Source organism: Hyphococcus aureus (assembly GCF_042643165.1).
GTDB lineage: Bacteria > Pseudomonadota > Alphaproteobacteria > Caulobacterales > Parvularculaceae > Hyphococcus > Hyphococcus aureus.
In genome coordinates this window covers 712,781-738,291 of sequence record NZ_JBHRSH010000002.1, presented here as the reverse complement: position 1 = coordinate 738,291, position 25,511 = coordinate 712,781, and the positions used below count along the sequence as shown (strand labels likewise).

30 protein-coding genes are annotated in these 25,511 nt (G+C 58.7%); 21 read left to right on the top strand and 9 right to left on the bottom strand.

Annotated elements, in window-relative coordinates; all coding sequences use genetic code 11:
- Positions 1 to 92 precede the first annotated feature (92 nt).
- The 4 genes from topA to ACFOOP_RS16525 all read right to left on the bottom strand — a co-directional run bounded on the left by topA (position 93) and on the right by ACFOOP_RS16525 (position 5,759).
- The gene (topA, locus tag ACFOOP_RS16540) at positions 93 to 2,768 is read right to left on the bottom strand and encodes a type I DNA topoisomerase (RefSeq protein WP_379882245.1); all 2,676 of its coding nucleotides are present in this window, start codon (positions 2,766 to 2,768) and stop codon (positions 93 to 95) included.
- A gap of 230 nt (positions 2,769 to 2,998) precedes the next feature.
- Positions 2,999 to 4,126: a DNA-processing protein DprA gene (gene dprA / locus ACFOOP_RS16535; protein WP_379882244.1), complete on the bottom strand. Its 1,128-nt coding sequence runs from the start codon at positions 4,124 to 4,126 to the stop codon at positions 2,999 to 3,001.
- Positions 4,119 to 4,718 (bottom strand): glycerol-3-phosphate 1-O-acyltransferase PlsY, encoded by a 600-nt coding sequence (gene plsY / locus ACFOOP_RS16530; protein ID WP_379882243.1) that lies wholly within the window; start codon positions 4,716 to 4,718, stop codon positions 4,119 to 4,121. Before plsY ends, dprA begins: the two co-directional genes overlap by 8 nt.
- Positions 4,719 to 4,799: 81 nt before the next feature.
- Entirely contained in the window at positions 4,800 to 5,759 is a 960-nt protein-coding gene (locus ACFOOP_RS16525; protein WP_379882242.1) for an aspartate carbamoyltransferase catalytic subunit, read from the bottom strand.
- Positions 5,760 to 5,900: 141 nt separating this feature from the next.
- On the opposite strand from ACFOOP_RS16525, the gene ACFOOP_RS16520 reads away from it, so the two are divergent.
- On the top strand, positions 5,901 to 6,209 hold the full coding sequence (locus ACFOOP_RS16520; protein WP_379882241.1) for a hypothetical protein: 309 nt from the start codon (positions 5,901 to 5,903) through the stop codon (positions 6,207 to 6,209).
- 23 nt (positions 6,210 to 6,232) lie between these two features.
- On the opposite strand, the gene ACFOOP_RS16515 is transcribed toward ACFOOP_RS16520, so the two are convergent.
- Together ACFOOP_RS16515 and ruvX are read right to left on the bottom strand one after the other, a co-directional pair.
- A complete protein-coding gene (locus ACFOOP_RS16515) occupies positions 6,233 to 6,598 on the bottom strand; it encodes a hypothetical protein (protein ID WP_379882240.1) in 366 nt (121 codons plus the stop codon).
- Complete coding sequence (ruvX, locus tag ACFOOP_RS16510) at positions 6,595 to 7,062, bottom strand: Holliday junction resolvase RuvX (protein WP_379882239.1); 468 nt, start codon at positions 7,060 to 7,062, stop codon at positions 6,595 to 6,597. Before ruvX ends, ACFOOP_RS16515 begins: the two co-directional genes overlap by 4 nt.
- A gap of 38 nt (positions 7,063 to 7,100) precedes the next feature.
- Here ruvX and ACFOOP_RS16505 point away from each other — a divergent pair, with 38 nt between their 5' ends.
- Genes ACFOOP_RS16505 through ACFOOP_RS16490 form a run of 4 tightly spaced genes read left to right on the top strand, consistent with a single transcriptional unit; the run spans position 7,101 to position 10,758 of the window.
- The gene (locus ACFOOP_RS16505; protein WP_379882238.1) at positions 7,101 to 8,441 is read left to right on the top strand and encodes a hypothetical protein; all 1,341 of its coding nucleotides are present in this window, start codon (positions 7,101 to 7,103) and stop codon (positions 8,439 to 8,441) included.
- A gap of 39 nt (positions 8,442 to 8,480) precedes the next feature.
- Positions 8,481 to 8,780 carry an Asp-tRNA(Asn)/Glu-tRNA(Gln) amidotransferase subunit GatC gene (gene gatC / locus ACFOOP_RS16500; RefSeq protein ID WP_379882237.1) on the top strand — a complete coding sequence of 100 codons (300 nt, stop codon included), beginning with the start codon at positions 8,481 to 8,483 and terminating at the stop codon, positions 8,778 to 8,780.
- Positions 8,780 to 10,258 (top strand): Asp-tRNA(Asn)/Glu-tRNA(Gln) amidotransferase subunit GatA, encoded by a 1,479-nt coding sequence (gene gatA, locus ACFOOP_RS16495; RefSeq protein ID WP_379882236.1) that lies wholly within the window; start codon positions 8,780 to 8,782, stop codon positions 10,256 to 10,258. The genes gatC and gatA overlap by 1 nt, the downstream gene beginning before the upstream one ends.
- Positions 10,258 to 10,758: a hypothetical protein gene (locus ACFOOP_RS16490; protein ID WP_379882235.1), complete on the top strand. Its 501-nt coding sequence runs from the start codon at positions 10,258 to 10,260 to the stop codon at positions 10,756 to 10,758. The genes gatA and ACFOOP_RS16490 overlap by 1 nt, the downstream gene beginning before the upstream one ends.
- On the opposite strand, the gene ACFOOP_RS16485 is transcribed toward ACFOOP_RS16490, so the two are convergent.
- Positions 10,749 to 11,666, bottom strand: a complete 918-nt coding sequence (locus tag ACFOOP_RS16485) for a fatty acid desaturase (RefSeq protein WP_379882234.1) — start codon at positions 11,664 to 11,666, stop codon at positions 10,749 to 10,751. The two genes, ACFOOP_RS16490 and ACFOOP_RS16485, sit on opposite strands and share 10 nt — an antisense overlap.
- A gap of 134 nt (positions 11,667 to 11,800) precedes the next feature.
- Here ACFOOP_RS16485 and ACFOOP_RS16480 point away from each other — a divergent pair, with 134 nt between their 5' ends.
- The 12 genes from ACFOOP_RS16480 (at position 11,801) to ACFOOP_RS16425 (ending at position 21,334) form a co-directional block, all read left to right on the top strand.
- Positions 11,801 to 12,553: an alpha/beta fold hydrolase gene (locus ACFOOP_RS16480; protein WP_379882233.1), complete on the top strand. Its 753-nt coding sequence runs from the start codon at positions 11,801 to 11,803 to the stop codon at positions 12,551 to 12,553.
- Positions 12,554 to 12,638: 85 nt separating this feature from the next.
- Positions 12,639 to 14,144 (top strand): Asp-tRNA(Asn)/Glu-tRNA(Gln) amidotransferase subunit GatB, encoded by a 1,506-nt coding sequence (gatB, locus tag ACFOOP_RS16475; RefSeq protein WP_379882232.1) that lies wholly within the window; start codon positions 12,639 to 12,641, stop codon positions 14,142 to 14,144.
- 58 nt (positions 14,145 to 14,202) lie between these two features.
- Positions 14,203 to 14,745 (top strand): hypothetical protein, encoded by a 543-nt coding sequence (locus tag ACFOOP_RS16470; RefSeq protein ID WP_379882231.1) that lies wholly within the window; start codon positions 14,203 to 14,205, stop codon positions 14,743 to 14,745.
- 135 nt (positions 14,746 to 14,880) lie between these two features.
- Entirely contained in the window at positions 14,881 to 16,290 is a 1,410-nt protein-coding gene (locus ACFOOP_RS16465) for a M20/M25/M40 family metallo-hydrolase (protein ID WP_379882230.1), read from the top strand.
- A 24-nt stretch (positions 16,291 to 16,314) separates the two neighbouring features.
- Complete coding sequence (locus tag ACFOOP_RS16460) at positions 16,315 to 17,127, top strand: hypothetical protein (RefSeq protein ID WP_379882229.1); 813 nt, start codon at positions 16,315 to 16,317, stop codon at positions 17,125 to 17,127.
- Complete coding sequence (locus tag ACFOOP_RS16455) at positions 17,127 to 17,894, top strand: hypothetical protein (RefSeq protein WP_379882228.1); 768 nt, start codon at positions 17,127 to 17,129, stop codon at positions 17,892 to 17,894. The genes ACFOOP_RS16460 and ACFOOP_RS16455 overlap by 1 nt, the downstream gene beginning before the upstream one ends.
- Complete coding sequence (locus ACFOOP_RS16450; protein ID WP_379882227.1) at positions 17,891 to 18,667, top strand: DUF6090 family protein; 777 nt, start codon at positions 17,891 to 17,893, stop codon at positions 18,665 to 18,667. Before ACFOOP_RS16455 ends, ACFOOP_RS16450 begins: the two co-directional genes overlap by 4 nt.
- Positions 18,664 to 18,813 carry a hypothetical protein gene (locus ACFOOP_RS16445; protein ID WP_379882226.1) on the top strand — a complete coding sequence of 50 codons (150 nt, stop codon included), beginning with the start codon at positions 18,664 to 18,666 and terminating at the stop codon, positions 18,811 to 18,813. Before ACFOOP_RS16450 ends, ACFOOP_RS16445 begins: the two co-directional genes overlap by 4 nt.
- Positions 18,810 to 19,853: a cysteine synthase A gene (gene cysK, locus ACFOOP_RS16440; RefSeq protein WP_379882225.1), complete on the top strand. Its 1,044-nt coding sequence runs from the start codon at positions 18,810 to 18,812 to the stop codon at positions 19,851 to 19,853. Before ACFOOP_RS16445 ends, cysK begins: the two co-directional genes overlap by 4 nt.
- 111 nt (positions 19,854 to 19,964) lie before the next feature.
- Positions 19,965 to 20,384 (top strand): DUF6491 family protein, encoded by a 420-nt coding sequence (locus ACFOOP_RS16435; RefSeq protein WP_379882224.1) that lies wholly within the window; start codon positions 19,965 to 19,967, stop codon positions 20,382 to 20,384.
- Positions 20,385 to 20,418: 34 nt separating this feature from the next.
- Positions 20,419 to 20,835: a hypothetical protein gene (locus ACFOOP_RS16430; RefSeq protein ID WP_379882223.1), complete on the top strand. Its 417-nt coding sequence runs from the start codon at positions 20,419 to 20,421 to the stop codon at positions 20,833 to 20,835.
- Positions 20,836 to 21,049: 214 nt separating this feature from the next.
- Entirely contained in the window at positions 21,050 to 21,334 is a 285-nt protein-coding gene (locus tag ACFOOP_RS16425) for a sel1 repeat family protein (protein ID WP_379882222.1), read from the top strand.
- Positions 21,335 to 21,387: 53 nt separating this feature from the next.
- Here the strand turns inward: ACFOOP_RS16425 and ACFOOP_RS16420 are convergent, their stop codons facing one another.
- Complete coding sequence (locus ACFOOP_RS16420; RefSeq protein ID WP_379882221.1) at positions 21,388 to 21,795, bottom strand: hypothetical protein; 408 nt, start codon at positions 21,793 to 21,795, stop codon at positions 21,388 to 21,390.
- A 302-nt stretch (positions 21,796 to 22,097) separates the two neighbouring features.
- Here ACFOOP_RS16420 and rpmF point away from each other — a divergent pair, with 302 nt between their 5' ends.
- From rpmF to ACFOOP_RS16400, 4 genes are all read left to right on the top strand, one after another.
- A complete protein-coding gene (gene rpmF, locus ACFOOP_RS16415) occupies positions 22,098 to 22,280 on the top strand; it encodes a 50S ribosomal protein L32 (protein ID WP_379882220.1) in 183 nt (60 codons plus the stop codon).
- A gap of 151 nt (positions 22,281 to 22,431) precedes the next feature.
- Complete coding sequence (locus tag ACFOOP_RS16410) at positions 22,432 to 23,208, top strand: hypothetical protein (RefSeq protein WP_379882218.1); 777 nt, start codon at positions 22,432 to 22,434, stop codon at positions 23,206 to 23,208.
- Positions 23,209 to 23,292: 84 nt separating this feature from the next.
- Positions 23,293 to 24,567 carry a phosphopyruvate hydratase gene (gene eno, locus ACFOOP_RS16405; RefSeq protein WP_379882217.1) on the top strand — a complete coding sequence of 425 codons (1,275 nt, stop codon included), beginning with the start codon at positions 23,293 to 23,295 and terminating at the stop codon, positions 24,565 to 24,567.
- Positions 24,521 to 25,042, top strand: a complete 522-nt coding sequence (locus ACFOOP_RS16400; RefSeq protein WP_379882216.1) for a GNAT family N-acetyltransferase — start codon at positions 24,521 to 24,523, stop codon at positions 25,040 to 25,042. The genes eno and ACFOOP_RS16400 overlap by 47 nt, the downstream gene beginning before the upstream one ends.
- A gap of 8 nt (positions 25,043 to 25,050) precedes the next feature.
- Here ACFOOP_RS16400 and ACFOOP_RS16395 read toward each other — a convergent pair whose 3' ends face one another.
- Positions 25,051 to 25,452 (bottom strand): hypothetical protein, encoded by a 402-nt coding sequence (locus ACFOOP_RS16395; protein WP_379882215.1) that lies wholly within the window; start codon positions 25,450 to 25,452, stop codon positions 25,051 to 25,053.
- Between the last annotated feature and the right edge of the window lie 59 nt (positions 25,453 to 25,511).

The following is a 25,511-nucleotide window of genomic DNA, read 5'->3' as shown; positions in this document are numbered from 1 at the left end:
ATTTGGGCGCCGCGCATAACGCCTCAAATTCATGGATACGGATTGGCGGATCTGGCGACCTGAAAATTCAGCACAAGACGCAGGGGACGGGCTTATTCCGCTGTTTTTTTCTTCGCTGTTTTCTTTTTGGCTGCGGTTTTCTTTGGCGCCTTTTTGGCGGGCGCTTTTTTTGTAGCGGCCTTCTTTGTCGCCTTTTTCTTCGTGGCTTTCTTTTTTGTGGCCTTCTTCTTTTTCGCCGGTTTCTTTTCTCTGGCGACGATCAGTTCAAGCGCTTGCTCCAGCGTGATGCTTTCCGGCTCGGTCCCGCCGGGGATCGTAGCGTTGGTTTTCTGGTGCTTCACATAGGGCCCGTAACGGCCGTTCATGACATTGACCGGATCGCCGGTTTCCGGATGCGCGCCGAGTTCTTTTAGCGGCTTGGCGGCCTGACCGCGGCCCGCGCGCGGATTGGCGATTTTTTCAGCGATCAGCGTCACGGCGCGATTGAGGCCGACTTCAAAAACTTCGTCGATGCTTTGCAGATTTGCGTAGGTCTTGCCGTGTTTCACGAACGGACCGTAACGGCCGAGCCCGGCCTCGATCATCTCGCCGTCTTCCGGATGCGGGCCAACCTCGCGGGGCAGGGACAGCATCATCAGCGCTTTTTCAAGATCGGCGTCATTGACCGACCAGGTCTTGGGCAGGCTGGAGCGCTTGGGCTTTTCCTTCGACCCTTTTTCCTGCTCGCCAAGCTGGAAATAGGGACCAAAGCGTCCGACCTTGAGCCAGACATCCATCCCGGTTTCGGGATCTTTGCCGAGCAGCTTGTCGCCGGACTCTGTTCCGTCTTCGCCTTCGCCAAGGGCGGAAAGCTGGCGGGTGTATTTGCAATCGGGATAATTTGAGCAGCCGATAAAGGCGCCGAACTTGCCCGTCTTCAAGGAAAGCCGGCCGTCGGCACGGCCCTCTTCAGCGCATGTCGCGCAAGCGCGCGGGTCGGAGCCGTCTTCTTTCTTGGGGAAGATCAGCGGCCCGAGAGACTCGTTGAGAGCGTCCAGCACTTCGGAAATGCGCAGCTCGCCAATGTCCTCGACGGCGGCGTGAAACTCGGTCCAGAAGTTGCGGAGAAAGACTTTCCATTCCGCTTTGCCGGCGGAAATTTCATCGAGGGTTTCTTCAAGGTCCGCCGTGAAATCATATTCCACATATTTCTTGAAATAGTTTTCGAGAAACGCCGTGACGATTCGGCCTTTGGAATCCGGAATGAAGCGGTTCTTGTCCATCGTCACATAGCCGCGATCGCGCAATGTGGAGAGGATTGACGCATAGGTCGACGGACGCCCGATGCCGAGTTCTTCGAGGCGTTTTACAAGACTTGCTTCGGAAAAGCGCGGCGGCGGCTGGGTGAAATGCTGATCCGCCGCAACATCGGAAACATCCGCCTTGGCGCCCTGGGAAAGCTTCGGCAAAACGCCACCGCCATCTTCTGATTCCGCGTCGTCCTTGCCTTCTTCGTAAAGCGCGAGAAAGCCGTCAAAGAGAATGACAGAGCCTGTGGCGCGCAGGCCAGTCTTTTTATCCGATGAGAGAAGGTCGATGGTGGTGTTTTCGAGCCGCGCCGATTCCATCTGGCTCGCCATGGAGCGTTTCCAGATCAGCCCGTAGAGTTTGAATTCATCGTCGCTCAGGCCGCGGATTTTTTCAGGCGAACGTGAGAAGGCGGTGGGGCGAATACATTCGTGCGCTTCCTGCGCATTCTTCAACTTCGATTTATAGATGCGCGGGCTGCCGGGCACATAGTCCTGGCCGAATTGCGATCCGACGGCCTTGCGCGCATCGCTGATCGCTTCGGGCGCCATGTCGAGACCGTCGGTCCGCATATAGGTGATGAGACCGGTGGTCTCGCCGCCAATGTCGATGCCTTCATATAGCTTTTGCGCCGTGCGCATGGTGCGTTGCGCATTAAAGCCGAGTTTCCGTGCGGCTTCCTGTTGCAGGGTCGAGGTTGTGAAGGGCGGCGGCGGATTGCGCTTGCCGGGTTTGGCCTCAACTGAATCCACCGTAAATGACGATGACTCAACGGCGGACTTGGCGGCGAGCGCAGACTTTTCATCGCCAAGGGTGAACTTTTGAACCTTTTCACCGTCATGAAGGGTCAGACGCGCTTCAAACGGCGCGGAATCGCCGGAAACGGCCTGGGCTTTGACGGTCCAGTATTCCTGCGGAATGAAAGTTTCGATTTCCAGTTCGCGGTCGCAAATGATGCGCAACGCGACGGACTGAACCCGTCCGGCCGAGCGCGAGCCCGGCAGCTTGCGCCACAGGACAGGCGACAGGGTGAAGCCGACGAGATAATCGAGCGCGCGCCGGGCGAGATAAGCGTCCACAAGATCGGCGTCGATCTCGCGCGGATGCGCCATAGCGTCCTGCACGGCCTTTTTCGTGATCGCGTTGAACGCGACGCGATCGATCCGGACGCCTTTGAGAGCTTTCTTTGCCGCCAGCGTTTCAAGCAGATGCCATGAAATGGCTTCGCCTTCGCGATCAGGGTCAGTCGCGAGCACCAGCCTGTCCGCGCCCTTGAGGGCGGCGGCGATGTCATTGACCCGGCTTTTCGATTTGGCGTCGAGCTCCCACACCATCTCGAAATCTTCGTCGGGTTTGACCGACCCGTCTTTCGAAGGGAGATCGCGGATATGCCCGTAGGAGGCGAGGACCGTAAAACCGGACCCCAGATATTTATTGATGGTTTTGGCTTTTGAGGGCGATTCAACAATGACGACTTGCATGCGGAGAGGCGTCCCCCAAACGAACATCGGGTAAATTGGCGTGGCGCGCCCTATGGGGCGGGCCCATGGCTCCTGTCAACACTGACAGGCTTTCAGGCCGGGAAGAGGGTGATAATGGTTTTCTCAGGGATTTCCACCGGAGATTGTAGCGGCGGCGCTGAATTCTGGCTGAAGCCAATATGGTGAGATAGGGAGAATGTATAGAAAAATCAGATAGATGAGGCTTAAATTTAACCTGCATTTAAGGAGAAGCGGCCGCCATTATGCTCTTGCGCTTCGCCCGCCAGAACCAGATCGAGGAGCATATCGGCGACCAGACCGGGCGAGGCGTCGGCCTCACGCAGGATCTCGTCCCTGTGGAGCGGCGTGAAGCTGAGAAGCTCGAGAATTTGTCGCCTGAGCTTGACGAGAGCCGCCGGATCGGGCTCGCCCATGCCACCGTCCTGGCCGCCATCGGCACCCGCCCAGTCAAAGAGATCGCGCCCCGAGGCCGAGAGGCCCCTCTGCGCGGAGAGGCCATCGATAATGTCCTGCGCCGTTTCCACCAGCGTTGCGCCGTCTCGGATCAGCCTGTTGGCGCCCTGACAGCGCGGATCGAGGGGCGAGCCCGGCACGGCGAAAACCTCGCGTCCCTGATCGAGGGCGAAATTGGCGGTGAGTAATGTGCCCGATTTTTTGGCGGCCTCGACCACCACCACGCCGCGCGAAAGCCCGGAGATCAGCCGGTTGCGTTTGGGGAAGTCCCGCGCCGTTGGCTGCGCGCCCATGGGGCATTCGGAAATGACTGCGCCCTCGCGTGCGATCCGTTCGGTCAGTTCGTCATGCTCGGGCGGATAGATGCTATCGACGCCGCCTGCGACGACAGCGATGGTGCCGGATTTCAAAGCCGCGTCATGGGCGGCGCCGTCAATGCCGCGCGCAAGACCGGACGTCACCACATAACCGGCTTCGCCGAGATCGGCGGCGAGGTTGCGGGCGATCTTGCGGCCGACGCCGGACGCATTGCGCGCGCCGATGATGGCGACCGCAGGCTTTTTAAAAAGGCTTGCATGGCCGCGGATATAAAGCACTGGCGGATGGTCGGGGATTGTCTTCAAGATCGCCGGGTAATCGTCTTCAGGTGAAGCGATCAGGCGGGCGCCATGTTTTTCAGCTTCCTTTAGTTCGCGTTCGCACGCATCGCGGTCGGCGGCTTTCAAGGGACGGGCGCGTCCGGCCTTGCGCGACAGCTCGGGCAGGGCGGCGAGCGCTTTGGCGGCGGTTTCGTATTTTGCGATGAGGCGATGAAAAGTGACCGGGCCGATATTCTGGGTGCGGATAAGCTGCAGCCAGTCGAGACGTTCCCGGCCGTCAAGCACTGGCGGCTTCTGCTGACTTTTTCGCGCCGATTTTTGGTTCCTCGCCAGCCAGAAGGCGCACAATGTTCGATTTGTGCCGGATGAAAATGAGCAGCGTCATGAACAGCGCAGCAAGGGCGTAAAACGGTTTGCCCATCGTATAAAGAACGACCGGTGTTGCGGCGGCGGCGACAAGGGCGGAAAGCGAAGAATATTTCAAGATATAGGCGACGCCGAGCCATGTGGCGCCGGCGAATATCCCTGCGGGGAAATGCAGCGCGAACAAGGTGCCCATGAAAGTGGCGACGCCCTTGCCGCCTTTGAAGCCAAGCCACACCGGAAAGCAGTGGCCGAGAAACGCCGCGGCGCCTGCAACCTCAGGCCGCCAGCCCATGAGATAGGCGATGATGACGGCGATGGCGCCTTTGCCGCCGTCGAGCAGCAGCGTCGCGAGCGCGAGGTCTTTGCGGCCCGTGCGCAACACATTGGTCGCACCGATATTGCCCGACCCGACCGAGCGGATGTCACCGAGTCCTGCGGCTTTCGTGATCACGAGCCCAAACGGAATGGAGCCGAGAAGATAGCCGAGAATGAGAGGAAGGAGGATGGTCATGCTGTTGCAACATAGCCTTATTTGTTTTGGGTAGCTTGCCGCATTCATTGTTCCCCCTCAAGGGGGAGTTCAAACAATGGGCTATTCGCCGCGCGTCAGCAGCGCATCGAGGCACGCCATGCGCATGGCGACGCCGTAGAACACCTGGCGGAGAATAAGCGACAATTCCTCATCGTCGGCGAGCTTCCCGCAAATCTCAACACCCCTGTTCATGGGGCCTGGGTGCATGACCCGCGCGCCGGGCTTGGCGAGTTTCAGACTTTCATGGGTCAGGCCAAATTCCTCGAAGAAACCTTGGGCGGCCTCACGTCCGCCTTCTTCCATGCGTTCAAACTGCATGCGGAGCGCCATGGCGACATCGGCGCCGTCGAGCCCGTCTTTGAGATTGTCGAAGCGGGGAATATCCGTGAACTGATCGTCTGAAGGCATGAGATGCTTGGGGCCCACAAACCGGATATTGGCGTTGAGGCGCTGGAACAGGCGTGCGTCGGAGCCAGCGACGCGTGAATGTTTGATGTCGCCGCAGATCGCAATGGTAAGCCCTTCGAGCGTGCCGAACTCGGATCGGACCGCCGCCGCATCGAGGAGCGCCTGTGTGGGGTGTTCGCGCTTGCCGGCGCCGCCATTGACGATGGCGCAGGAGAGCGTCTCGTCGAGGGCGTAATGGAGGTCTTCCTCCTTGGCGCGCACGATCATCAGATGGGCGCCCATGGCCGCCATGGTCTGCGCCGTGTCGATCATCGTCTCGCCCTTGTGGACGGAGGACGCCGCGACCGGCACATTGATCACATCGGCGCCGAGTTTCTTGCCCGCAAGATCGAAGGAAAGATTGGTCCGGGTTGAGTCTTCGAAAAAGAGATTGATCTGGGTCTTGCCCGCGAGCCGTCTCGGCGGCGGCGCAGCCCGGCGCAGATAGCCCGCGTAATATTCGGACAGTTTCAACAGATAGCGGATATCGGCGTCCGAAAGATCGTCTATCGCGATCAGGCGGCGCGCTGAAAACCCGCCTTTGGGCGGTTGGGGGCGTTCGGATGTTGTCATTAAAACCGGAGCATTAGCGCCTTGCGCGGCGATCCGCAATAAGGGGTTTTCCCGGCGGATGCTGAGCCCGCAAGCGATAGTGGATTCGCCGTCCCCGGTCGGGTATGAATCAGGGTGGGCGGCCTCATGGGAGGGGAAGCAATGTTTGGCGTCAGGATTTTATCGGCATTGACGGCTTATGCAGTCGTTCTGCTCGAAGTCTATTCGGGCGTGATCAAGGGGCCGCTCTGGTGGGTGCTGCCGGGCGCGCTGGTTTTGGCGCTATTAACCGCTGTGTCTCTCGTCGATCCGGCGAACCGCGATTTGGCGCCGAAGCCCACCAGCGTCTTCGGCACGCTCATGCAATGGATTGTCATTCTCGGCATGGCGCTCGCCGTCGCGTGGTTCTCCAATTATTTCGGTCGCGAGCTTGTCCCGGAGCTGGTCAAAAATCCATTGCCGCAGCTCTAGCTCGCCGTTTCGGACGTTGATTTTCAGCGGCGGCGTTTCGCGGCGACTTTCAACAGCCACATAACGCCGAGCACAATCACCGCGATATCGATGGCGAACATCAAGATCAGCGCCGGCGGATGGCCATTTGTGAAATAGGCACGCCCGCCCAGGATGAGCCCGGCCGAACAGGCGGCGATCGCTGCGATGATGGCGTTGCGGCTATGGGACTTCGATCCGTCATTGGTGTCGTTGCGCACGAAAAAGCCGATGACGACGAAAAGAAAGCCGAACCCCGCAAGCGGCAAACCAAGGCCCGGCGCCGCATTCAGAAAGGCAACAAGGAGGTGAAACACGCCGGTCCCGGTCAGAAGACCCATGATTAGGTGGCGCATGGTTCTTATTTTCATTTCGTAAGCCCCCTCAGGCGGTCGATAGCGCCTTGCAGTATAAAGGTCGCAGCCATTTCGTCGATCTTTTCGGCTCGTTTCGCCCGGCTCGTGTCCATGGCGATCAGGTCGCGCTCCATGGCGGCGGTGGAAAGGCGTTCGTCCCAGAAGGCGACGGGAAGATCGAGGGCCTTGGGCAAATTGCGGGCGAAGGCGCGGGCGCGCTGGGCGCTGGGCCCCTCGGTCCCGTCCATATTCAGCGGCAGGCCGATGATGATCCCGGTGATCTTGCGTTCAGAAGCCAGCGCCGCGAGGCGCTCTGCATCCAGGGTAAATTTCTTGCGGCGGACGGTTTCCACGGGGGTCGCTACCATGCGGTCGGGGTCGCAGACGGCGACGCCGATGGTTTTTTCGCCGAGATCGAGGCCGAAAAGTGCGCCCCGCGCGCCAAAGGCGGCGGCGGCCTGTTCAAATTCATTGTTCATGGGGGCATAGTAACAGGCTTGGTCAAGTCAGGTCGTTAATGCGTTGGATTGTTCTTTTCGCGGTGCTGGCGGGGCTGTCGCTCGCCGCTTTCGCCGCGCCTTTTGGAAAATCGGCGCCTGATCTGCGCATTTACATTCGTCAGGCGGACGGGGCTGAGCTTTCTGTTCAGTATGAATGGCGCAAACCCCGCCGGGAGATGATCTTTGAAAGCGTCGCCGGCGGTTATCGCGAGCGGCGTTGGGAGATTGCGACGCCCGGCTTCAAGCTTGTGCGGCTTGAGGATGAGGACCGGATCGTCCGCACGGACGGCAAGAAGTTTTCCGACCTCGAACTGACCGCGAAACCGGATCTCGTGCGCATTCCCAAAGAGTATCAGCCGACGGCGCGCTACGGCGCGGGCGGGGCGCTGATCTTTACCGGCCATTTCTGGCCCATGACCGGGAAGGGTGGCCGGGTTAACGCGACTTTCGATTTCACCCCGGCTGAGGGCGGCCATGTGGTGACGTTCGGCGCCAACGAGCCTGCGCTTTCCGACTGGCGTAGCCCCATGGCGCATCCGGCCTTTGTTTATATGGGTCCGCTCGATCCGGTGGAGACCGATCATGTGATGGCGCTGATCGACCCTGACGCCCCGCGCTGGATCGTCGATGAGTTCAACACGCTTGTCCCGGCGAGCTTTGACAAGCTTGCGACGCTGTTCGGGTTCTCACCGGAGACGAAGCCAAATCTTTTTCTCGCCGCGCCGTTGGGCCGGGACGAAGGCCGGCTCAGCTATGCGGGCGACGCGCTTCCTGCGCAGTTCCAGATCACGCTGGAAGGCGCCGCCTGGAAGCAGCCGTCCGACAAGGCGCGCGGGATTTTCGTGAATGCGACTATCCACGAGGCCGTGCATCTGTGGCAGGCGGCGGCGCGGCCCGGCGTCGAGGATGCGCCGGAATGGATTCATGAAGGCGCGGCTGACGCTATCGCGGCGGAGGTGATGGTGGCGCTGGGGGAATGGGACGGCGGCGCCTTCGCCGCCAATGAGCGCGCGGCGCGGCGCGAATGCGCCAGCGAGCTGGAGACCGGCTCCCTCAACGGCGCCAAGGCGAGAGGCGATTTCCGCGCGCTTTACGCCTGCGGCCATGTGATTGCGCTTGCAGTCTCCCGGGCTGACGGGGAGACCACGGCGGATTTCTGGCGGGTTTTCATAGAGCGGGCCGGGGATGACGGCTATTCCGAGGACATGTTCTACGACCTTGTGGCCGAGCGAACCGGCGACCGGGATTTCGCCGACGCGGTGGAGGATTTCGCCCGGACCCCGCTGGCCGAGCCCGCCCGGGCCATCGATGGGCTATTCGCCTCCTCGGCAAGTCTTGCGCGCGAGCGGGGGCGTTGATAGGCACAGGCGTCGTTTCAGGATTTCAAGAGAGACCGCATGTCGATCGATAAGGACACCGTGCGCAAGGTCGCCAAGCTGGCGCGCATCGCCGAACCGGAAGAGCGCCTTGAGCCGCTGGCGAAAGAACTTTCCGGCATTATGGGCTGGATCGAGCAGTTGAACGAAGTCGATGTCGAGGGCGTCGAGGCCATGGCCTCCACCGTCGATGTCCAGCTTCCCATGCGCGAGGACGTGTTGCAGGACGGGCCCACGGGCGGCCACCAGCCCGAAAACGTCGTCGCCAATGCGCCGAAAACTGAAGACCACTTCTTCGTGGTGCCGAAGGTGGTTGAATAATGTCAAACCCCGCTGACCTTACTCTCGCGCAACTTCGCGATGCGCTGAAGAAAAAAGAAGTGACCTCACTTGAGGCGACCGACGCTTATCTGTCGCGCATCGAGAAAGCGAAAGCGCTGAACGCCTTCATTACTGTGACGGCTGACAAGGCCCGCGAGATGGCGAAAGCCTCCGATGCGCAACTCGCCAAGGGCGTGGGCGGCGATCTCGAAGGCGTGCCGCTGGGCATCAAGGATCTGTTCTGTACGGAGGGAACGCTGACGACCGCCGCGTCGCATATCCTCGACGGTTTTCATCCGCGTTATGAATCGACAGTGACGAGCCATCTCTGGCGCGACGGCGCGGTGATGCTCGGCAAGCTCAATCTCGATGAATTCGCCATGGGCTCCTCCAACGAGACCAGTTTCTACGGCAATGTTATCAATCCGTGGCGTCGTGACGGCGATGACACGCCCCTGACGCCCGGCGGGTCTTCCGGCGGATCGTCAACATCAGTGGCGGCGCGGCTTTGTGCGGCGGCGACTGCGACGGATACGGGCGGGTCGATCCGTCAGCCTGCGTCATTGACCAACACGGTCGGCGTGAAACCGACTTACGGGCGCGTGTCGCGCTGGGGCGTTGTCGCTTTTGCGTCCTCGCTCGATCAGGCGGGACCGATCACGCAGGATGTCCGCGACGCGGCGATCATGTTGAAGTCCATGGCGGGCCACGACCCGAAAGATTCCACCTGCATCAATCGTCCGGTGCCGGATTATGAAGCAGTGCTGGGCCAGTCCCTGAAGGGTCTTAAAATTGGCGTACCGAAAGAATACCGCATTGACGGCATGCCGGAGGAAATCGAAAAGCTCTGGCAACAGGGCATTGCGTGGATGAAAGACGCAGGCTGCGAGATTGTCGACATCTCCCTGCCGCTGACGAAATACGCGCTGCCGGTTTATTACATCGTCGCGCCGGCGGAAGCCTCATCCAATCTCGCGCGGTATGACGGTGTTAAATTCGGACTTCGCTCGAGAGATTTCACCGACATCACCTCGATGTATGAGAACACCCGCGCCGAAGGGTTCGGCGATGAGGTGAAGCGCCGCATCCTGATCGGCACTTATGTTCTCTCCGCCGGTTATTACGACGCCTATTATTTGCGCGCGCAGAAGGTGCGGAAGAAAATCTTCGACGAGTTCACCGATGCCTTTTCAAAGGTGGATTTGATTCTGACGCCGTCGGCGCCGTCAGCCGCATTCGGCCTCGGCGAGAAAACTGCCGATCCGGTGCAGATGTATCTGAACGACGTCTTCACCGTGACGGCGAACCTTGCGGGGCTCCCGGGCGCGTCAGTGCCCGCGGGCTATGACAAGCAGGGCCTGCCGCTCGGTCTTCAGTTGCTCGCGAAACCCTTCGACGAAGAGACCATGTTCAAGGGCATGTATGCGCTTGAACAGGCGGCCGGCGCCAATAAACGCCCGAAAGAGTGGTGGGGTTGATGACGCCAGCCACATGGCAAGATTGGATTGCTTGGGCAGGGCTAATAATTCCATTCGCAGCTTTGGCGTGGGCTGCAGTCGTTCATGTTTTGAATCAGCGTGAAAGTTATAGACAAAAAAAGTACGAAAAATTCATGGACTTGATAAGTCGTTATAATAATGCAGCCGGTGACGAGCCCCTTTTTACCCAACTTGCTGCTGCGTTTGAATTGAGAAATTACAGAAGCTACAAGACCGTAATACAGGCGATATATCAATATCAAAATGAAAAGGTGGCTAAGCTCGAACTCGACGATATTTCGAGTGATCCCATTCGTATGGCGAAACGCGAATTGGTACAGGCAGAGCTTAGCAAAACAGTTGAATATTTATGTGGAAAGGGAACTATGCCCCCACACCTTGCAAAAATAAGGAGCGCAAGGATGCGGAGGGAGTTGCCCCCATCCCCGGCTTCGCCGGTACTTCCCCCGCAAGCGGGGGAAGAGAATAATCACTTATAATTCACCGGATCTGAACGCATGCCTTCGCGCGCCAGGACGTCGCGTCCGCGATCATAAATTTTTTCCAGCGCATGCCACGGCACATAAGGATAAAGATGATGGATCTCGTGATAATTATGGAAGTTAAAGAGCCAGGCGAGGGCGCGTCCGCCAAGGCTTTTATCCGTCACCATCACGCGTGAGACTTTGATGTCGTCGCGTTCATCCGCGACCTTGTAATGCGGCAGCCAGATGAAGCGATAGGCGTTGAACGCCCATGCGTTGAGCGCGGGCAACACCCACAGCCACAGGGCCAGCCAGCCGTAACCGGCGGCGACGATGATCGCGAGCACGCCGAAAACGACGCCGAGTTCAATCGCGATGCGCGTCAGATAGCGGGTCGGGCGCGGGTGATATTTCGCATTGCGGATGCCGTGGATCGTCGCGGTGAAGTAATAGAGATAACAGCGCAAGACGCCTTCGGGGAATGTCTTCGCGCGGGCGACGAAATGCTCCGGGTCGCGCTCGGGATCGTTTGCGTATTGATGGTGAATGCGGTGGTTGTGTTCATGCATGGTGTAGGAATGAAAGCCGTAGCCGATATTCACCACGCCATAGAAATAGTTGAGCCAGTGAAACCGCTTGTCCTTGCCATGAATGTTTTTGTGCACGCCTTCATGGGCGGGGGTGTAGCCCTGGATCATCCAGAAGGAATTGATGAGGAAGCCGGCCCAGAGCGGCACGACGCCGATGACCGCGAAATAGGTGGTCGTAAAGATAATCACCTGCGCCAGCGTGCCGAAGACCAGGGTGCGCCAGCACACGCCTTTGCGGTGCTCGAGCGCAAAGGCTTTCAATTCCGCGAGATTAGCGGCTTGCGGCTGAGAAACGGCGTCAGCGGCGGCGATCGTCTGGACTGCGCTGGTCATCTGGTATCTCCAATGCACTCCCCCATATAGCTTTAGACTTTGCCTGATTGTTTGAGCTGCCTCAAGGCGATAAGGCGCTTTCCTGCAATTGCAGGAGGCTGTTAGAGTGTCACAACCCAAAGGACAGACCCCTCGTGTTTGGATCGTCATTTCGCGAAATCGCCTACACTGCGCCGCTCTCGGCGCCGCTTGAGAGCGACGCCTTTCATCGGCCGGGCGAGGGCGATTGGCGGGTGATCGTCTTTCCGGGCAGCCCCTGCAACAAGCTGCTTTTCACGCGCCTGTTGCGCACCGCGCCCGCCGGGCTCGACATGGTTGTGCTCTCGCGCCCCGGTTTCGGGCGGGGCCATAGCGGCGTCTATACCGATTTCGAGGAGCAGGTGGCGGCGGCGAAGCCGTTCCTTCCAGGCGGTGAGTTCGGCGACAAGAAGATTATCACGCTTGGTGTTTCCTATGGCGGGGAGCTGGCGTTGAAAGCCGCGCTCGATCATCCGGAGGCGGTGAAAGGCGTCGTCACTGTAGCCGCGCTGATTGATGAGCCTCATGATTACGCCCTCCAACTGGAAAAGATCGGCAGCGTTAACGGCATCGAGCCTTATGTGCCGAACCGCTGGATGAAAGTCCGCAAGGAGATCACGGCGCGGCGTGCGCAGATCGGCCCGCTGCTGGAACAGGTCTCGAAGATCGAAGCGCCAGTGGAGGTCGTGCACGGCGACTTCGACGCGCTGGTGCCCAAGTCCAACGCCGAAAAGCTGATGCGGGTCTTGCCGAAGCAGCGATCCGCGCTCGAGATCATTCCCGGCGGCACGCACTACCTTGAGCTGCAATATCCCCGGCGGCTGCATCGCTCGGTCCAGCGGGTTATTGAGCGGGCGGAGGCCGGCTAGGCCGTTCGAGGGCTCTGGGCGGCTTGCAAGTCTCCAAGACAGCGGGCAAAACCGCAGAAATCTGTTTTGAACGACGAGGACGACAATGGGCGCGGAGCCGAAAAAACTGCTGCAAGGGTCAACCGGCGACTGGGAGGTCGTGATCGGGCTCGAGGTCCATGCGCAGGTCTCCTCGAAGTCGAAGCTGTTTTCCGGGTCCTCCGCTGAATATGGCGCGGGCCCGAACGAGAATGTCTCGCTCGTCGACGCCGCCATGCCGGGCATGCTCCCGGTCATTAACAAATATTGCGTGGAGCAGGCGATCCGCACCGGGCTCGGCCTCAACGCCAAGATCAACACCTGGTCGCGCTTTGACCGGAAGAACTATTTCTACCCCGACTTGCCGCAGGGCTATCAGATCTCGCAATATAAAGATCCGATCGTCGGCGAGGGCGAGATCGAGGTGGAGCTTGAAGGTGGCGAGACTATCAATGTAGGGATTGAGCGTCTGCATCTGGAGCAGGACGCCGGCAAGTCGATCCACGATCTCGCGCCGAAGGAGTCATATGTCGACCTCAACCGGTCCGGCGTCGCGCTGATGGAGATTGTCTCCAAGCCGGAGATGCGCACGGCGGAAGAGGGCGCGGCCTATTTCTCCAAACTGCGCTCCATCGTGCGTTACCTCGGGACATGCGACGGCAATATGGAGGAAGGCTCCATGCGCGCCGACGTCAACGTCTCCGTCTGTCGCGCCGGCAATTACGACAAGTTCCGCGAGACCGGCGACTTCAGCTATCTCGGCACACGGACGGAAACCAAGAACGTAAACTCCTTGCGCTATGTGCGTCAGGTGATCGATTATGAAGCGCGCCGCCAGATCGAGGTTCTCGAAGGCGGCGGCGAGATCGATCAGGAAACGCGCCTCTTTGATGTGAAGTCCGGAACGACGCGGACCATGCGCTCAAAAGAAGACGCCCATGACTATCGCTATTTTCCGGACCCGGATTTATTGCCGCTGGAATTCGAGCAGGCCTGGGTCGATGAGATCAAGGCAAGCCTGCCCGAACTTCCCGACGCCAAGAAGCACCGCTTCATTTCCGATTACGGACTGTCGCCGTATGACGCTTCCGTACTCGCAGCGGACAAGGCGAGCGCCGCCTATTTTGAAGAAGTCGCAAAGTGTGGCGACGGCAAGCTCGCGTCCAACTGGGTGACAGGCGATCTCTTCGGCGCGCTCAACAAGGCGGGCAAGGAAATTGAGGAAAGCCCGGTTTCCGCTGCGCAACTGGGTGAGCTGATCGGCCTGATCAAGGACAACACCATCTCCGGCAAGATCGCCAAGGATGTCTTTGGGCTGATGTTTGAGGGCGAGGAAACGGGATCGCCTGCGGAGATTGTCGAAAAGCGCGGCCTGAAACAGGTCACCGACACAGGCGCGATTGAGGCCGTCATCGACGAGATCATGGCCGCCAACCCGAAACAGGTCGAGCAGGTCAAAGAAAAGCCGAAGACCATGGGCTGGTTTGTAGGCCAAGTGATGCAGAAGACCGACGGCAAGGCGAACCCGCAAGCGGTGAACGAGCTTTTGAAGAAGAAACTCGGCGTCGAGTAATGCGACATCGCCCGCGCAAATTGCTGCTCTCCGGCGTGGCGCGGCTGTAAGGAAAAGCATGGCGGCGGAAAAGAAATTCGAACACGTCAATCGTTGGCTGACACTCGCCGCGAATATCGGCGTCGTGATCGGGTTGCTTATACTCATTATCGAATTGCGCCAGAACGCATCCCTTACGAGGGCGGCGATGGAGGCGGAGAAAAACGACCGACTTGCTTCAATTGAACTCAGCCTTGCGTCGCCCGCGGCGGCGGCTGCATGGACCAAATCCATCCGCGCGCCAGAAAATATGAGCGATGCTGAGATCCGGATCGTTGAATCCCATTTGGTCTCGATCATGCTGCAATGGGATAATATGTTTCAGATGGAGGCGGTGGGCCTTGCTTCCCGTGAACGCGTAAAACGGCACATCCAAAATTCGGCCCCGTATTATTTCGGCAGCAATTTCGCCAAGAACTGGTGGCGCAATCAGATGGCGGGATGGGACGGCACCCCTATGATCGAAGTCGCTGGCCCTATCGTAGCTGCAGTGGACAACGACTTCATCGCAAATAATCTCGACAGCAGCCGTCTGGCCGTCTCATCTGCAGAAAATGATTGATTGAGGGTGAACCGTTACGGCGGTCTGTTTAGGTCACTGCAACGAATTGGAAATGTGACTTTCCGGCGAATAACTGTAGATTGCAGCGCAAACAGGCTGGACGCTAGTCGTTTATACTCAGGCAAGGGGCTCTATATGAAACTACGATCTGCTTTATCACTTTTGGCTGCGGTTGCTTTTGTGTCGCCGGCGCAATCGCGTGATCTCACCGACCATGAACAGATGGCGCGCGACATCTATGAGAAAGTGATTTCGATCCGCACCGCGAAAGGGCAGGAGCAGGTGCCGATTATGGTTGAGTATCTGGTGGGCCAGTTAAAAGCCGCCGGTTTTGCGGACAGTGATATTCAGGTCACGGATTACGACAGCGCCGGCGAGCATACGCAAGGATTGATGGTCACCTATCGCGCTGAAGGCGAGGCGGCGAAGAAGCCAATCGTTCTGCTCGGTCACATGGATGTGGTCGATGCGCTTGCGAAAGACTGGGAGCGTGCGCCGTTCACCCTGACCGAAGAGGACGGCTATTTTTTCGGGCGCGGCACGACGGATAACAAATACGGGATCACTAACCTGACCCAGACCTTCATCCGCCTGAAAAAAGAAGGCTGGACCCCGAACCGCGATCTGGTGCTGGTTTTTTCCGGCGATGAAGAAACCGGCATGATTTCGACGCGCGCGCAGGCGGAATATGTCGCCGAGAATATCGACCCGGAATTCATCCTGAACAGCGATGCGGGCGGCGGCGTATTGGCGCCCGATCACTCGCCGATCTTTTATGCGGTGCAGGGCGCTGAAAAAACATTCGCGACATTTGAGTTGACCATCACCAATCCGGGCGGGCATTCGTCGCGTCCGCGTGTGGATAACGCGATTTATGAACTTGCCGACGCGCTCAAGAAAATTGAGGCCTATAAGTTCCCGGTTCGCTATTCGGATTTGACGCTTGCGTCCTTCAAGGCTTCAGGCGCCGTGACGCCGGGCGAACTTGGCGAGGCGATGATCGCCTTCGCCGATAATCCGAAAAACAAAAAAGCGATCAAAACCCTGCGCGACAATCCGGAAACGGTGGGCACGACCGGCACAACCTGCATCGCCACCATGCTGCGGGGCGGCCATGCGGAAAACGCTTTGCCGCAATCGGCGACGGCGACCGTCAACTGCCGAATCTTTCCTGGCGTCGGCGCGGCGGCGACAGAGGCTAAATTGAAAGAGGTCGTCGGCAACGATGAGGTTCAGTTCAAGCTGATGACGGATGTCACGGAAAGCCCTGAGTCACAACTGCGCCCGGATGTGCTGGCCGCGATCCAGAAATCGCTCGATGCGAGCGGCATCGAGGCGCCGGTTATCCCTTACATGGAATCGGGCGGCACCGACGGCATGCATTATCGCACCAAAGGTTATGACACCGTCGCGATCTCCGGCGCATGGTCGAGACCGAGCGACATGTACGCCCACGGACTGAATGAGCGGCTCGCGGTCGATGCCTTCTATGGCGGCCTCGACCATTGGACTGTGATCCTGAAAGAGCTGGCGGGCGGCGAGTAGGCCTGGAAAAAGGGGTGCGCGCAGATGCTGCTTCGCCGTATCGCCGAACACGTCAAAGCCCAGAACTGGACGGCGGTCGCGCTCGACTTTGTCATTGTCGTCGTCGGCGTCTTCATCGGTATTCAGGTCTCGAACTGGAACGCTGCGCGCGCCGACCGCGTTGAGGAACGGCAATTGCTCACTCGGCTTCACGATGAAGCTGGCGCCCTTCTGGAAATCCAGAAATACGAATATTCAAGGCACTTGCCGCGCATCGAAGCGATGGGCGCGATCCCTGCGTTGCTGTTCGATCCATCACCGGATCATGACCTGACAGAAATCGAATGCCGACTCATTGCAATATCTCACTGGCTGCCGGCGCCAAGCGATGAATTGCCCATATTGGAGGAGTCCATTGCGACGGGCCGTTTCGACCTGATTTCAAACGAAGACGTGAAGGCGAAATTGCGCGGCTTTGCGCTGGTCCGCAATCGTTCCCGTCGCCAATACGAAGAGTCGATCAATGAGTTGTTCCGGCTTTACTCCCGCCATCCCGATGCGCTCTGGTTTGTCCGCAAGCCGGTTGATGAGGTCAAGGATATACCTGTGTGGCTGCAGCGCGATTCAACGCAATCGGCTCAGCGCTCCGGCGACGGCTACCGCTTGTGGAACGAATGCGATCTGGAGCAAATGCGCAGCGACAAAGTCTTTCTTGGAGAATTTGCCGACAATTTCTCGCGGCTGAATTCCTATGTTGAACGATACCAAGAAACGATCGCAGCCCTCGTAGATCTCGACCAGGCGCTTGCGGCCGAATTGGGCGCCCCAGAATCGTCTGAAGCAGGAAAAACTCCCTGATGATCCTCCGCCGTGTCATCGAGCATGTGAAGCACCAGAACTGGACGGCGGTCGTTCTTGATTTTCTTATCGTCGTCGTCGGTGTATTTATCGGTATCCAGGTCGCCAACTGGAATGAGGCGCGTTCAGACCACCAGCGAGAGCGGCAAATCGTGAGCGATATGCTCGCCGACCTCGAAATCGATCGTACCCAGTATACGAATGCAATGGCCTATGGGGAGCGCCGGCTGGCCGCGGCGAATGCCTCTCTCACTGGGGCGGGGCTTGCGCCCATCGAATTTGATTACGATCTGCCGTTCGCCGACATCGTCAGCTACTCTTTCGACATCGCCGAGGCGGGCGAGAGCGCTGGCGCGTCAGAAACGCTTTGGACCGATTTGGTGATCGGCTACTTTCCAACGCCGAGCACGTCGACATATGACGCAATGGTCGGTGCCGGAGAAATCAAAATCATTCGCGACAGGCGGCTGGTCAGGACAATCCAGATTTATAGAAACCTTCTTGGCAGCGTTGACTTGCAGAATGAAAAATTGAGCACGATCCGTACGAATACGTTAAGCATCGGCGCCGCCTCCGGTTTGGCGCCATATACCAAGTTGCAGATCGACGACTATTTCCGGCTCGTCGCGACCGACGCCGAATTGGCGGCGACGATTCGCATTCTGGCGACGTTCACCATTTTTCATTATGGAGAAATCAAAAGTGCGGACAGGCACGCCGCAATGCTCCAAGAGCAGCTGAATAGCTATCTGGAGCGCCGTCAATGATTCTCCGCCGCGTCATCGAGCATGTGAAAGAACAGAACTGGACGGCCGTGGCGCTCGACTTCTTTATTGTCGTCGTCGGCGTTTTCATAGGTATTCAGGTCGCCAACTGGAATGAGGCGCGCGGCGATCGGGCGCTGGGCGAAGATTACGTACAGCGCCTGAGGGCGGACCTCGAAAGGGACTTTGTCGCCACAAGCGACATACTCAACTATTATCAAGCGGTTCGAGACAGCATTGTTGAGGCGGACCGCCTTTTGTCTACAGATGATGGTGACGCGCGCCAGCTCGTTATCGCCGCATATCGCGCAAGTGAGTTTGCATCGACGCCGCCTAATCGCGCGACATGGGATCAGATTGTTTCATCGGGTCATCTCGGCCTGTTGCCCGACGGTGCAGTCGGCAGCGATCTGTCAGAGTACTATACATTCGATGAATCCAACGCCGTTACCATCAGTCGCGTCGAAGGCTCGAGTTACCGGCAAGCCGTCAGGTCGATCATCCCGCTCGACGTCCAGATCGCGATCAGAGAAGGGTGCAGCGATGTGTTAAACGACTTTCTGGTCATCGCGGGATTCATGAACGAATGCCGGCTGCAGGTGGATTCGTCTGTTTTGACTGCGACAGCCGAGAAGTTGAGGTCCGATCCGGAGATCAGTGAAGAGTTGCGATATCAGTACTCGCGCGTCGCATCGGTCATAAACAACAGCACTGGCAACGTTGTTCTTATCGAACGGGTGCTGGCGTCGCTCGGCGGGTCAGAGGAGAAATCATGATCCTTTCCAGCGTTATCGCCCATGTAAGCGCTTCACTGGACGGCGAGCCCCCGGGGCTCTTATATGGCCGCCGGGATGTGACGGGCGTCACTGCGCCTGCCGGGCTGCTGGCTAAAGACGCCGCTCGCAAAGGAGAATACCCATGAAATACGATAATATTTTAGGAACGGTCGGAAACACGCCCGTCATTCGCATCAACCGCCTCGCGCCTGAAGGCGTCAATCTTTACGTGAAATTCGAGGCGTTTAATCCGCTTGGTTCGGTGAAAGACCGCCTTGCGCTCGGCGTCATCGAGGCGGCGGAAAAATCCGGCGACTTGAAACCCGGCCAGACTGTCGTTGAGGCGACCAGCGGCAACACCGGCATCGGCCTCGCCATGGTCTGCGCCGCGAAAGGCTATCCGCTGGTCGTCGTGATGGCGGAGAGTTTTTCCGTGGAGCGCCGCAAGCTGATGCGGTTTCTCGGCGCCAAGGTGGTGCTGACGCCAGCCGCGCAAAAAGGCACCGGCATGGTGGAGAAAGCCAAGGAGCTCGCCGCGAAAAACGGCTGGTTCCTGACCCGCCAGTTTGAAAATGACGCCAATCCCGACATGCATGAACGCACCACGGGCCCTGAAATCATTGCGGCGTTTAAGGGCGAAAAGCTTGATTACTGGGTCACGGGCTTTGGTACCGGCGGGACGCTGACCGGCGTTTCGCGCGTGCTGAAAAAAGAAAGCCCAGACACAAAGATCATCGTCTGCGAGCCGCCGGACTCGGCGATGCTGTCGAGCGGCGCGCCGCAGGAACGCAATCCCGACGGCAGTCCGAAATCCTCGCATCCCGCATGGACGCCGCATCCGATCCAGGGCTGGTCTCCGGACTTCATTCCGAAGATCACCTCCGAAGCGGTTGACGCAGGCGTCATCAACCAGATCGTAAAGACCCCGGCGGCCGAAGGCATCAAATGGTCGCGGGCGCTGGCGCAGCGCGAAGGGATCTTCACCGGCATTTCCGGCGGTTCGACCTTTGCCGGCGCGATGGAAATCGCGAAGACAGCGCCCAAGGGGACAACCATCCTCGCCATGCTGCCGGATACCGGCGAGCGCTACCTTTCCACCCCGCTCTTCGCCGATGTCGAGGCGGAAATGAGCGCCGAGGAAGTGGAAATTTCCAAATCCACGCCGGGTTATCAGCTGCCCGCTTAACGGGGCTCGCGTGAAATTGATGGTTTCACGCATCCCAATCGCCCGGAACTGCTCTATAAGCAGGCTGTTGGCCTGTCGGGCCGGTTCCGGGCGGGGGCGCACGGGAGACTGATGATGATCAAGACGAAAGCAGCTTTAGCGGCGGTTATCGCTTTAACGGGCGCAGCCTGCGCAACCGCAGGCGCCAATGATGAAATATCCGAGAAGGTAGCAGCTCGGCTCGCCGAATTCGAACCGACGGGCAAGACAACCGCTTGCCTCAGCACGACACGGATTCAATCCATCGATGCGCTTGACGACAAGCGTTTCCTCGTGCGCGCCAGCGGCGGCGATTATTATCTCAACGAAGTCTCCGGGCGTTGCAGCGGCGCATCGCGCTCCGGCAACCGGATTCAATATACGATTTCGACAGGCCAGCTTTGCCGTAACCAAATTATTGAGGTTGTGGACAATACCTCTGGCTTCACCGCCGGTTCTTGTGGTCTCGGATCATTTCAAGAACTCGTGAAAAAGCCAGCTGAGGATAAATAGAAGACGTCCGGTCAGAGTAAGGAATATCATCCTCATGCGTAGAAAATTTATTTTTGTCGCCGCCGGGTTCGCCAGCGCCATCTTGGCCACCGGCGCGCTCGCTTTCGGTCCGGCGAAAGGCAAGGTGCAAGAGCTCTTGTCCAAATATGAGAAGACCGGCGAAAGCCAGAACTGTCTCATGTTGTCTTCGGTTCGCGACACTGATGTGCTCGACGATTACACACTTTTGGTCGAGGCGTCGGGCGGGGTCGTTTACCTCAACGAGCTTAACGGGCGCTGCTCTGGTCTTGGCCGGGAAGGGCGTTACGTGCGCCGGTCTTCGTCCTCGCAAATGTGCAAGGGCGACATCATCCGCGTCATCAACAGCTTTGGGGCCACCTTGGGATCATGCAGTCTCGGCGCATTTGAAAAGCTTTCCGAGATTCCAGAAGGCGAGACGCAGCCTGTATAGGCTGTTTTTGACCGATTATTGCGCCCGCGCAGTTCATGCGCGGGCGTTTTTGTTTGTATACTGAGTAAGTTCTCTGGTTAACAAAACCTTTTTCAAACGTAAACAATCCCATAATTCCGCGTTAACGGGATTTTAGGTCCGGCCCGATCATCCTTGCCATGGTTAATCCGTTCACGACGGTTGTGGACGGCGTGTAATTCAAGGGGCCGAAAGAATGACAATAGCAATGGGTGTGGAAGCGCTTGAAGCGGCGGAGCCAGTTTTAAGCGATATGGAAATGTACCGGTTGGGGCTTGAAGCGTCGACGGGCGGCGATGACGGTTGCTTCGATCTCATCATGGCGCATAAATGGTTTAATCTTGCCGCCATGCAGGGCAATCTCGAAGCGCGCGCCTACCGCGCAGAACTCGCCAATGAAATGACGGCGGAAGAGGTTGCCGAAGCGCAAAAGCTGGCGCGCGAATATCTCGCGACACACCGCGCCAAGACCAGCGCCTAGGAATTGCAGGGCCGCCCGGCGCAGCCGGTCGGAAGACGACGCTTCAGGCGTCGTCAAATGTCGCCGGGGTGAGCGATCTGTTCCGCCCCCGCGCCCAGTTCTTCTGAGGCGATGCGACGGAAAGTCTGCTTTTGGGTTTCGTCGAGATTGGCGAAGCGGGGGCGTTTGGCGCCGCGGAGCGCCGCCTTTTCCTGCTCGCTCATTTGCTTCCAGAGTTGCCTGCGCTTTTCGCGAAAGACCGCCCGGCCTGTCCCGTCAAGCGCGAGATACCGTCTGGCGGTCGCAGCCTCGATCTGGCGCGACTGGGCGAGGCGGAGATCCGATTCGAAGAAATCGGCCGCCACAAGATCGATGAAAATATCGGTTCCGGCGGCGCTCACGGAAAGCGGGCGCACAGAGGACACGGACGGGGCGGCGCGATGCGGCCCGCCAGCCTGCGCCTGAAGAGACAAGCAGAGCATGAAGGCGGTCGCCGCCGAGAGTCGGAATGGTCTATGCATTGATCTGCGCAACAATCAGAATCCCCCACCATCTGAGCCGAGCATAGGCGCGTGGCCTTGCCAGCGGCTGAAGGAGATACATGCAAATTGGCGGATTTGGCCCCTTTGGGGAAAAAAACCGCCGGAAGGTCCCAGACGGCCTTGCAAACCGGCCAGTCCTGGCTTAGACGACCGGGCTTCCTATTCCAGCAAAGGACGCCTTTCGGGGACCTCACGGGGACCCGGCCGTCCGGCGCGACACAGAGATTGATTTAGAGGTTTCCATGGCCGTTCCGAAGAGAAAAGTCTCGCCCGCCAAACGGGGCATGCGCCGCAGTCACGACAAGCTCGGACAGGCAAGCTACATCGAAGACAAGGATTCGGGCGAACTGCGCCGTCCGCATCACATTGATCTCAAGACTGGCAAATATCGCGGTCGTCAGGTTCTCGAGCCTCAGGACGATTAAGCGAACGCCATTTTGAATGGTTTTTCACGCCGCCGCCGGACCCGTTCCGGCGGCGGCGTTTGCATTTGCGCGAGCGCCGCTTATGCTTTTCACCGGGTGTGGGGCCTGATCCGGGGATTGTGACCCGGATACGCTCGGAGGGTGCTCGGGAATGAAATTCATCAAGATTGCGCTGGCGTCGGCGGCGCTTTTTCTAGTCGCCGGTTGCGTGACATATCCCTATCAGTCGGCGTTTGACACTTGCGACGCGGAGGCCGGCGCTTGCTATCGTTATTGCGAAGAAGTGAGCTACAGCGATCGCGACTATGCGTCCTGTCATGCGGATTGCGAGGTCGGCGCAAATCGTTGCTTCGCGGAGTCCTATGACCGCTATTCCTATAGCGGCGCATCTTATGCGCCGTCCTGGCCATGGTATGGGCGTTACGGCGCCTGGGGCCCGTCCAGCGGCTATTATTTCGATTTCAGCTATTGGAGCGGTTCTGGCCGTTATTACGATCCCTATTATCAGGATCGCCATCGTTATAACGGGCGCCGTGGTCGCGATCGCGACCGTGATTACCCGCGCGGCCGTGACCGGGACGGCAAGGATGGCAAACCGGGAGGAGGTGCATATGCGCCGCCGTCGGGCTCGCCAGCCGCACAAAACCCAAACCGGCCGCGCCAACCGCCAAATGGCAAGCCCCGCGGACCGGGCGAAACACCCTATACCCAGACCGAGAAACGCCGGGCCCCGCCGCTGCAGCGCAAGCAGGCGGTTCCGCAAAGTTCCGCTCCTGCGCAGGCGGCTCCGACTCAGTCCGCTCCGGTTCAATCTGCGCCGCCAGCTGCCTCCCCACGCCAGCAGCAGCCGGTGCGGTCCAATCCGCCGAGCAAATCGCGTCACAAGAGCGGATCGCCCCGCAGCAAGGAACAGCCGCAGGATTACTAGACGGCAAAGCTGACGGCGGCGGCGTTGCGCTTCCGTCATGGCAGGCTATAGAGGCTCCGGAAATCATAACCGGAGCCTTTTCTCATGACCGCCATCGCCGACATTTTCGCCCGTGAAATCCTCGACAGCCGGGGCAACCCGACCGTTGAAGTCGATGTCACGCTCGAAGACGGGTCCATGGGCCGCGCAGGCGTACCCTCGGGCGCATCCACCGGCGCACATGAAGCCCATGAACTTCGCGATGGCGGCAAAAGATATGGCGGCAAAGGCGTGTTGAAAGCCGTCGAGGCCGTCAATGGCGAGATCTTCGATGCGCTGTCAGGATTTGAAGCGGAAGAGCAGACCCTGATCGACGAAACCATGATCGCGCTTGACGGCACGGAAAATAAATCGCGTCTTGGCGCCAATGCTATTCTCGGGGTTTCCCTGGCTGTCGCCAAGGCGGCGGCGGACGCATCGGCCCTGCCGCTCTATCGGTATGTGGGCGGGGTCTCCGCGCGGGTTCTGCCGGCGCCGATGATGAACATCATCAATGGCGGGGAACACGCCGACAATCCGATCGACATTCAGGAATTCATGATCATGCCGCTCGGCGCCGAGACATTCTCTGATGCGCTGCGCATGGGCGCTGAGGTTTTTCACGCCTTGAAGAAAGGCCTGAAAGACGCCGGGCATAACACCAATGTCGGTGACGAGGGCGGTTTCGCGCCGAACCTTCAATCCACCGATGATGCGCTCGGCTTCATTATGAAAGCGATTGAAAAAGCCGGCTACCGGCCGGCGGAGGATATCTTCATTGCGCTCGATGCGGCGTCTACCGAGTTCTACAAGAACGGCAAATATGAGCTTGCAGGCGAGGGCAAGTCGCTCGACGGCGACGGCATGGCGAAATATCTCGCCGATCTCGTTGCGCGTTATCCGATCGTGTCCATTGAAGACGGCATGGCCGAAGATGACTGGGCGGGCTGGAAAGCGTTGACCGACCTGGTTGGCGACAAGTGCCAGCTTGTGGGAGACGATCTTTTCGTCACCAATGAAAAACGCCTTCGCGACGGGATTGAAAAAAGCTGCGCCAATTCGATCCTCGTCAAGGTCAATCAGATCGGAACGCTTACCGAAACGCTCGCGGCTGTCGATGTGGCGCATCGTGCAGGCTACACGGCAGTCATGTCGCATCGCTCCGGTGAAACCGAAGATGCAACAATCGCTGATCTCGCCGTCGCCACCAATTGCGGCCAGATCAAAACCGGCTCGCTCGCCCGTTCGGATCGGCTTGCGAAATATAACCAGCTTCTACGGATTGAACAGGAGCTTGACGATATGGCGCGTTACGCTGGCGCCGCTGCGTTGGGACGGTGATCATTTGAGCGCACCCGTCATTCGCCCAGCGACCAATGCGGACACGGAAAAGGTCCGGGCGCTGATCTTTACCGTGCTCGATGAATATGGCCTTGAGCCGGCCCCGAAGACGACAGACAAGGATCTGAGCGACCTCGAAAGCTTTTACGCCGGCGGGTTGTTCGATGTGCTGGAAACGCCTGCGGGCGACATCATCGGCACCGTTGGACTGCTTCCGATGGGGGATGGCGTTGCTGAGCTGCGCAAGATGTATTTGAAACAATCGGCGCGGGGGCGGGGGCACGGCAAGCGGCTGCTGACGCACGCCATAAAACAAGCGAAAGAGCTTGGCTTCCGCCGGATCGAGCTTCAGACGGCCCGCGTCCTTGAAGAAGCGCTGGGCCTATACGCCAAATATGGTTTCGCCCCTTCGCCTGAGGCGGCGCTGGAGCGGCGTTGCGATCAGGCGCTCGCGCTCGATCTCAAGACGGCGTAAAATCCGGATTACTCGCCGTCGAAACAGTATTTTTTCATTAGCTCTTCGCGTGTCGCCGTTTGCGGTTCCGCCTCAGGCATGCGCACAACTTTTTGGTATATTCCCGGACGAATTTCTCGCCAGTAAGGCAGGTCAATTGCACTGAGTTGATGCAAATGCGCCAGGTACTCGTCGAGCGTTGCGAATACCTTGCCATGAGAATAGGGCAGCCCTGCAACGCCTTCGGGCGTTTTCGAACATTTTTGTTGTGACACAGTAACAGGATCTTTCTGTGAAACAGTAACAATTGTTTCTTCTTGCGCTTCCAACGCCTTGTAAGGTTCGGCTTCCGCCTGTCCGCGTTGGCAGGATGTGGCGGCAATACTCAGCAGAATAGCTGAATGTAATATAAGCTGCTTTTTTTTATGCATATTTTCACCTGCAATGATTGCGTCATCGCCTCACGCAAATATGATCCGTTTATGGATAA

Coding starts and splice junctions, on each gene's coding strand:
- topA (WP_379882245.1), bottom strand. CDS start 2,768: ATGCAAGTCGTCATTGTTGAATCGCCCTCAAAAGCCAAAACCATCAAT.
- plsY (WP_379882243.1), bottom strand. CDS start 4,718: ATGACCATCCTCCTTCCTCTCATTCTCGGCTATCTTCTCGGCTCCATT.
- ACFOOP_RS16525 (WP_379882242.1), bottom strand. CDS start 5,759: ATGACAACATCCGAACGCCCCCAACCGCCCAAAGGCGGGTTTTCAGCG.
- ACFOOP_RS16520 (WP_379882241.1), top strand. CDS start 5,901: ATGTTTGGCGTCAGGATTTTATCGGCATTGACGGCTTATGCAGTCGTT.
- ACFOOP_RS16515 (WP_379882240.1), bottom strand. CDS start 6,598: ATGAAAATAAGAACCATGCGCCACCTAATCATGGGTCTTCTGACCGGG.
- ruvX (WP_379882239.1), bottom strand. CDS start 7,062: ATGAACAATGAATTTGAACAGGCCGCCGCCGCCTTTGGCGCGCGGGGC.
- ACFOOP_RS16505 (WP_379882238.1), top strand. CDS start 7,101: ATGCGTTGGATTGTTCTTTTCGCGGTGCTGGCGGGGCTGTCGCTCGCC.
- gatC (WP_379882237.1), top strand. CDS start 8,481: ATGTCGATCGATAAGGACACCGTGCGCAAGGTCGCCAAGCTGGCGCGC.
- gatA (WP_379882236.1), top strand. CDS start 8,780: ATGTCAAACCCCGCTGACCTTACTCTCGCGCAACTTCGCGATGCGCTG.
- ACFOOP_RS16490 (WP_379882235.1), top strand. CDS start 10,258: ATGACGCCAGCCACATGGCAAGATTGGATTGCTTGGGCAGGGCTAATA.
- ACFOOP_RS16485 (WP_379882234.1), bottom strand. CDS start 11,666: ATGACCAGCGCAGTCCAGACGATCGCCGCCGCTGACGCCGTTTCTCAG.
- gatB (WP_379882232.1), top strand. CDS start 12,639: ATGGGCGCGGAGCCGAAAAAACTGCTGCAAGGGTCAACCGGCGACTGG.
- ACFOOP_RS16470 (WP_379882231.1), top strand. CDS start 14,203: ATGGCGGCGGAAAAGAAATTCGAACACGTCAATCGTTGGCTGACACTC.
- ACFOOP_RS16465 (WP_379882230.1), top strand. CDS start 14,881: ATGAAACTACGATCTGCTTTATCACTTTTGGCTGCGGTTGCTTTTGTG.
- ACFOOP_RS16460 (WP_379882229.1), top strand. CDS start 16,315: ATGCTGCTTCGCCGTATCGCCGAACACGTCAAAGCCCAGAACTGGACG.
- ACFOOP_RS16455 (WP_379882228.1), top strand. CDS start 17,127: ATGATCCTCCGCCGTGTCATCGAGCATGTGAAGCACCAGAACTGGACG.
- ACFOOP_RS16450 (WP_379882227.1), top strand. CDS start 17,891: ATGATTCTCCGCCGCGTCATCGAGCATGTGAAAGAACAGAACTGGACG.
- ACFOOP_RS16445 (WP_379882226.1), top strand. CDS start 18,664: ATGATCCTTTCCAGCGTTATCGCCCATGTAAGCGCTTCACTGGACGGC.
- cysK (WP_379882225.1), top strand. CDS start 18,810: ATGAAATACGATAATATTTTAGGAACGGTCGGAAACACGCCCGTCATT.
- ACFOOP_RS16435 (WP_379882224.1), top strand. CDS start 19,965: ATGATGATCAAGACGAAAGCAGCTTTAGCGGCGGTTATCGCTTTAACG.
- ACFOOP_RS16430 (WP_379882223.1), top strand. CDS start 20,419: ATGCGTAGAAAATTTATTTTTGTCGCCGCCGGGTTCGCCAGCGCCATC.
- ACFOOP_RS16425 (WP_379882222.1), top strand. CDS start 21,050: ATGACAATAGCAATGGGTGTGGAAGCGCTTGAAGCGGCGGAGCCAGTT.
- ACFOOP_RS16420 (WP_379882221.1), bottom strand. CDS start 21,795: ATGCTCTGCTTGTCTCTTCAGGCGCAGGCTGGCGGGCCGCATCGCGCC.
- rpmF (WP_379882220.1), top strand. CDS start 22,098: ATGGCCGTTCCGAAGAGAAAAGTCTCGCCCGCCAAACGGGGCATGCGC.
- ACFOOP_RS16410 (WP_379882218.1), top strand. CDS start 22,432: ATGAAATTCATCAAGATTGCGCTGGCGTCGGCGGCGCTTTTTCTAGTC.
- eno (WP_379882217.1), top strand. CDS start 23,293: ATGACCGCCATCGCCGACATTTTCGCCCGTGAAATCCTCGACAGCCGG.
- ACFOOP_RS16395 (WP_379882215.1), bottom strand. CDS start 25,452: ATGCATAAAAAAAAGCAGCTTATATTACATTCAGCTATTCTGCTGAGT.